6 protein-coding genes and 1 pseudogene are annotated in these 4,375 nt (G+C 47.2%); 3 read left to right on the top strand and 4 right to left on the bottom strand.

Going from position 1 to position 4,375, the window contains the following annotated elements; all coding sequences use genetic code 11:
* The 3 genes from QT994_RS27280 to QT994_RS27270 all read right to left on the bottom strand — a co-directional run.
* Positions 1–188, bottom strand: a 188-nt coding sequence (locus QT994_RS27280) for a hypothetical protein (protein ID WP_333180215.1), incomplete at its 3' end; no start/stop codon positions are given.
* Positions 189–533: 345 nt separating this feature from the next.
* Positions 534–1,106, bottom strand: coding sequence for a hypothetical protein (locus QT994_RS27275; RefSeq protein WP_333180212.1), 573 nt, complete (start codon positions 1,104–1,106; stop codon positions 534–536).
* 434 nt (positions 1,107–1,540) lie between these two features.
* Positions 1,541–1,783 carry a hypothetical protein gene (locus QT994_RS27270; protein ID WP_333180210.1) on the bottom strand — a complete coding sequence of 81 codons (243 nt, stop codon included), beginning with the start codon at positions 1,781–1,783 and terminating at the stop codon, positions 1,541–1,543.
* Positions 1,784–2,088: 305 nt separating this feature from the next.
* Between QT994_RS27270 and QT994_RS27265 the strand changes: the two genes are divergently transcribed.
* From QT994_RS27265 to QT994_RS27255, 3 genes are all read left to right on the top strand, one after another.
* Complete coding sequence (locus tag QT994_RS27265) at positions 2,089–2,679, top strand: hypothetical protein (protein ID WP_333180207.1); 591 nt, start codon at positions 2,089–2,091, stop codon at positions 2,677–2,679.
* A gap of 337 nt (positions 2,680–3,016) precedes the next feature.
* Positions 3,017–3,241: a hypothetical protein gene (locus QT994_RS27260; RefSeq protein WP_333180205.1), complete on the top strand. Its 225-nt coding sequence runs from the start codon at positions 3,017–3,019 to the stop codon at positions 3,239–3,241.
* On the top strand, positions 3,225–3,629 hold the full coding sequence (locus tag QT994_RS27255) for a hypothetical protein (RefSeq protein WP_333180202.1): 405 nt from the start codon (positions 3,225–3,227) through the stop codon (positions 3,627–3,629). Before QT994_RS27260 ends, QT994_RS27255 begins: the two co-directional genes overlap by 17 nt.
* A 410-nt stretch (positions 3,630–4,039) precedes the next feature.
* Here the strand turns inward: QT994_RS27255 and QT994_RS27250 are convergent.
* Positions 4,040–4,297: pseudogene (locus QT994_RS27250) on the bottom strand (transposase family protein); the annotation flags it as partial.
* Positions 4,298–4,375: the final 78 nt, after the last annotated feature.

Genomic DNA, 4,375 nt, shown 5'->3' with positions numbered 1-4,375 from the left:
GTTGTTTTTCCCACAAACAGGATACCGCCAGACTTCGCCGCGTAGCCCAAGTAAACTGATGCCTCATCCGCAGATACAGTGCGGCAGTTGGCGTAACTCCAATTGTTCAACAGCCCCCGGCGCTCGATGTGGCTCTTGTGTTTGGGGCAAAGGTACGCGGTAGATTCAAATTGCTGTACAACGTTCATAGATGCCTCTCTCGCTACTCATAGCGGTGCGTACTGGTTTTTATTGCAAAAACCCGCTAAATGTAGAAGAGACGGCTCTGCTGTAACTACCGTTGACGTGCAAAGGTGCAAATGATGCAGTAATGGCAGAAATGAACTATGATGAATCTAAAGTTTTTAAATTTTGTTTGTTCGCCGTCTCTTCTAATAGATAGCGGACTCTTTTTTTTTGGTCTGGTCTAATCGATGCGGGCTTTTCGGTTGTTTTGAAGAGCCCCTTCAAATTTTAAACTCCAACGGGTTGCTTAGATTGGTGACTGGCAAGGAATTTGGGAATCGAAAAATCCCAATAGTTGCCCAGCGCAATTAGCTCGGTTCCTCCTCAGTTCCCGGAATTTCCCAAGGATCGATGCCGTACTCTCGCAGCAATCGCTCGTAGTGGTCGCGCTGAAATCTAATTTCATCCTCAACCCAAAACGCCTGGTTGATATCGCGTTCGAGTCGGCGGACGCGATCGCTGAGCAATTCGTTTCGCTCCCGTTCGGTACGGGTAACGTCGAAAGCAGTGTCAAATCGACGTTCGAGGGTTTCGGTAAGCAACACCCAAACCAGGCTCAACGCTTGCTTGTTGCCTTCGCCAGCTTGGGTAAGCCAGTAAGCAGTGACAACTTCCAACGGAAGGGCATTGAATCGACCGCGACCGCGAACTTGCTCTGAGCTTGATTCAATCTCAATAGTGTCGGGCGTATAGCCCTTACCTAGTAAAGCTTTGATAGCCTTTGAATCCAAAAACCGTCGGGCGTTAATTTCGGGTTTTCCAACACATTCCGCCGCCTGTGTCTGGCTCATTCGATAACTGCCGTCTGGCAGCATGAACCCATCGACTGCGAGGGAGCCTATCTGTACCGAGGCTCGAACGGCTCTAACTGATTCGGTCACTAGAATTTTCTCCAATGCTTGACAATCACTAGACAGTTGTCTATTTTCTTGGTCTTCCATCGCACACTGACAGGAGCGCAACCTGTTAAACGTCCTGACTGCAAGGCTTGGAGTCTATGGAGAGCAGCAGAGCGCAACCTGTCAAACCAACCGTTTTCGCAGCTCCAAGTTTGAAAGGCCTCCAGTCTCTCCCAGTAAGCGTTTGAGGGTCTTTGAATCCCCCAATTTGGAAACGCCTGGTCGTACCTAAAACCTCGGTCAGCTAAAGCTTTTAGCTTATTTGTTGGTTTTGAGGGTAGCGCCAAAGTTTCTCTATTGTTAGACAACCGCTAGACATTAACTAGCTCCCTTGCTTCCTTTGCCCTGCTTGCTTTTGGTAGCCCGAGAGGAGGAAACTTCTACAGGCAATTCCTCAACCACTACTGTTGAACGTCTTACTCTGCTGTTTTTGGGATGGAAGCCTCCTGTTCTTGCTTATCTTTCAACTCAAAATACTCGTGTATCAAGTCTTCTAGACCTTGGCTGTTGTCCACACCGCGTTCAAGGCAAAACATTTTAAACCGTTTATATAGGCTTTTTGGTATGTGACCCCGAAGGGCGGCGTAACCTGGGTCTTCTTTTTTTGCTGGCACGGTAGCTAAAACTAAACTTCGCAACTTCTCTCTCCATTGTTTCATAAGGCTCCGACGCGGTTTGGGTTGCAACTTATTCGTAGTGCGAAGTTGCTACTTCGTAACTTCTAGATTATACTAACACTCATAGACGCACGCAGAGCCAGCCAAGAGCGTAAAACGGTCATCCGTAAACTCTGGCAAGGGAATGCCCGCGCACTAACTCAAAAGCGCCTTAAACCCAATGCCCGCAACACTTTCGCAGATTGGCGTTCGCGGGCAGACAAAAAAACCAAACCAAACCCCGCCCCCTATGACTGGAAATCTTCTGGGGCGGGGTATGGCACTCACATTAATGAGGTTTTTCAATCATGACACAAATACCGATACCGATAACGGTTGAGGTGTCCGCTGCTGCTGCCACGCCAGGGGTGACGAGCGCTTCTTTGTACCCTTCGCTGTTGGCATCCGTGGACGCGATGGCAGAACCCGCTCTTTGGGTTTTGATGGAAGCGACCGTTTATTCGCTGCGCCAAAGGGACACGCTCACCCGCTCCATTAAAGAGTGCGGTACTGTCGAATGTTTTGGCGATAAGTGGCCGCAAGATTTCGATTTCTTGCCAACCGATTCCGAAGCGATCGCCCTAGTAGAAGCAATAGCCGACCAATTCTCCAGCCGCCGCCAACTTCATTCTTGCTGGCAATCACTGCTGAGCACCTGCAATTGCATCCAAAAGCTTGCCCTGATTGAAGCGATCACCTACGCCCAACACTATTCATCGACTGTGCTCCAAGCGCTCTCTCAATGCGAACTATCGGATTTGTTTTCCGATTCCTTGGAACACTTGGATGTTTGGCTGTCCGAACCCGAAGCGCTGCGCCTAATTCGCTTACTCTCCGGTTCCCTCTTAGCTTCATCCGAAGCTGCACCATCTCCAGGTGGCAGGAGGGACGATCGATGAGAGCACTCAAAAGCCATCAATTTCGGTGGAGCGTTACCGTCACCCGCAAGTACAATCCACCCCGCCAGATTATAGTTTTCGGGCGTACGCCAGCAGAAGCGCTCGCCCGGTGCGGTATCTTCTGCCCGCGAAGTCTGGGGTATCTGGGATGCCAAATCATTTAGCACGCCAGAAAGGAAATAATTTTTTTTGATTTTCATGTGGTCGTTAATCGGCGGGTAAAAAACCGGCAACCGAATAGCGACCGCAAATCAACCAACCAACGACCATGCGACCGCTATCAAGCATAATTCCCGACTGTGTTGTTTGGACAACCAACGATGCGCTAGCAAACGCCATGAATATCTCTCTAACTCAACTGAGGCGCGATGCTGCGGTACTCAAGGAATTGGAGTTGATTCGGCAAGAAGAAACGCAGCAGAGATACAAGGGATTCGACCAACGCGATAGCGAAATTATGTGGTTGTTCAGGCAGCTAGTCAAGGAACGAGGCAGGACTAAAGCTATCCAATCAATTCATCAAATCATTGAGGAGTTTTACCATCATGAACACGACAGATAAGAAAGCAGTAGAGCAAGCTAAGGCAGCTCAAAATGGCAGCGCGGGTAAACAAAAACGGACAACCCGTTCTACCGAAAATGCAGAACAAGGTTTGAACAACGTTCAAGCCAAATTGAATGATGCTCGGGAAAAAGTGCGCCAAAGCACTAAAAATTATATCTTTGGTGGCGGTATCTCCGATGCTATGGAAGATATTGCTAATGGTGATTTTGGGGATTTGGGTAACGAAATATTTGATGCGCTAGATGATTTTATAGGAGGTATAGACAACGGACGGTTGGCATTAGAAACCAGGGAAACAGAGCCAAAAAAAATGCTACCTGCATCGCTCGACTGCGAGAACTTCGACAACTCAGACAACGGAGATCACCACAGAAGCAGGCCGTAGATAAATTGCTGATTTATTTAATTTACCTGCTTCAGGAAAGAGCCCGCACTGAAGCTATTACCTCTGCGGGCTATTCTCCAACAATTAATGACAATTATGCTGAAGAAACAATCGCGCTAATGAGGTTTGTCTGATGCTGGAAAGCTACGGTTTCATTGAGTTGTATTTAGTGTGTCCTGGATTGAGATTGTGGCGGGTTGTTAAGTCTAAACTGGCTGCAATTAGCCAAGTGAGCGAAGTGGCAGTATTGGTGGGAGGGTGCGCGTGAACAATCGAAAGTTGCTATCAGCCGCAGTTCTTACAGAAGAAGACGAATTCTACGCTCTCCTGCAATGTGGCAGGAATTAAATACGGAAAACCCTAATCAGCCTCAAGAAAGCAGACGCTACATTAGACCTCCTGCGAAAGTATCAAGCAATTGCCTGTTGTGATGATAAATACAGCTCATAATTGTAAATTCCTGCAATTAAATTAATCCTTAACCCAAATCTCCGTCTTCGATTTCTATATCTCGACGAGAGAAGCCTGAATATCTTTAATCTTCTATGAACATGCTCAACAACAACAATTCTTTCTTTTGCTAATCTATTATTGAATTGCTTTTGCTCTTTACTTAAAGGCTTTTTCTTAGTCTTTTTGATGGGAGTTCGGCTGTGAGGATGAATCTTGTCATACCAATTTAATATGAAGCTGCATAGAATAGGGCTTCAAGAATAAAATTGTAAGATGACAACGAACTAATTTGC

It is taken from the genome of Microcoleus sp. S13_B4, assembly GCF_036700885.1.
GTDB lineage: Bacteria > Cyanobacteriota > Cyanobacteriia > Cyanobacteriales > Microcoleaceae > Microcoleus.
Note: the sequence above shows the minus strand (reverse complement) of the source record. Positions and strands in the feature narration are given on the sequence as shown.

What these genes read in the sequence shown, in the direction of transcription:
- QT994_RS27255 (WP_333180202.1), top strand. Translation starts at nt 3,225, where the DNA reads ATGAACACGACAGATAAGAAAGCAGTAGAGCAAGCTAAGGCAGCTCAA.
- QT994_RS27270 (WP_333180210.1), bottom strand. Translation starts at nt 1,783, where the DNA reads ATGAAACAATGGAGAGAGAAGTTGCGAAGTTTAGTTTTAGCTACCGTG.
- QT994_RS27260 (WP_333180205.1), top strand. Translation starts at nt 3,017, where the DNA reads ATGAATATCTCTCTAACTCAACTGAGGCGCGATGCTGCGGTACTCAAG.
- QT994_RS27265 (WP_333180207.1), top strand. Translation starts at nt 2,089, where the DNA reads ATGACACAAATACCGATACCGATAACGGTTGAGGTGTCCGCTGCTGCT.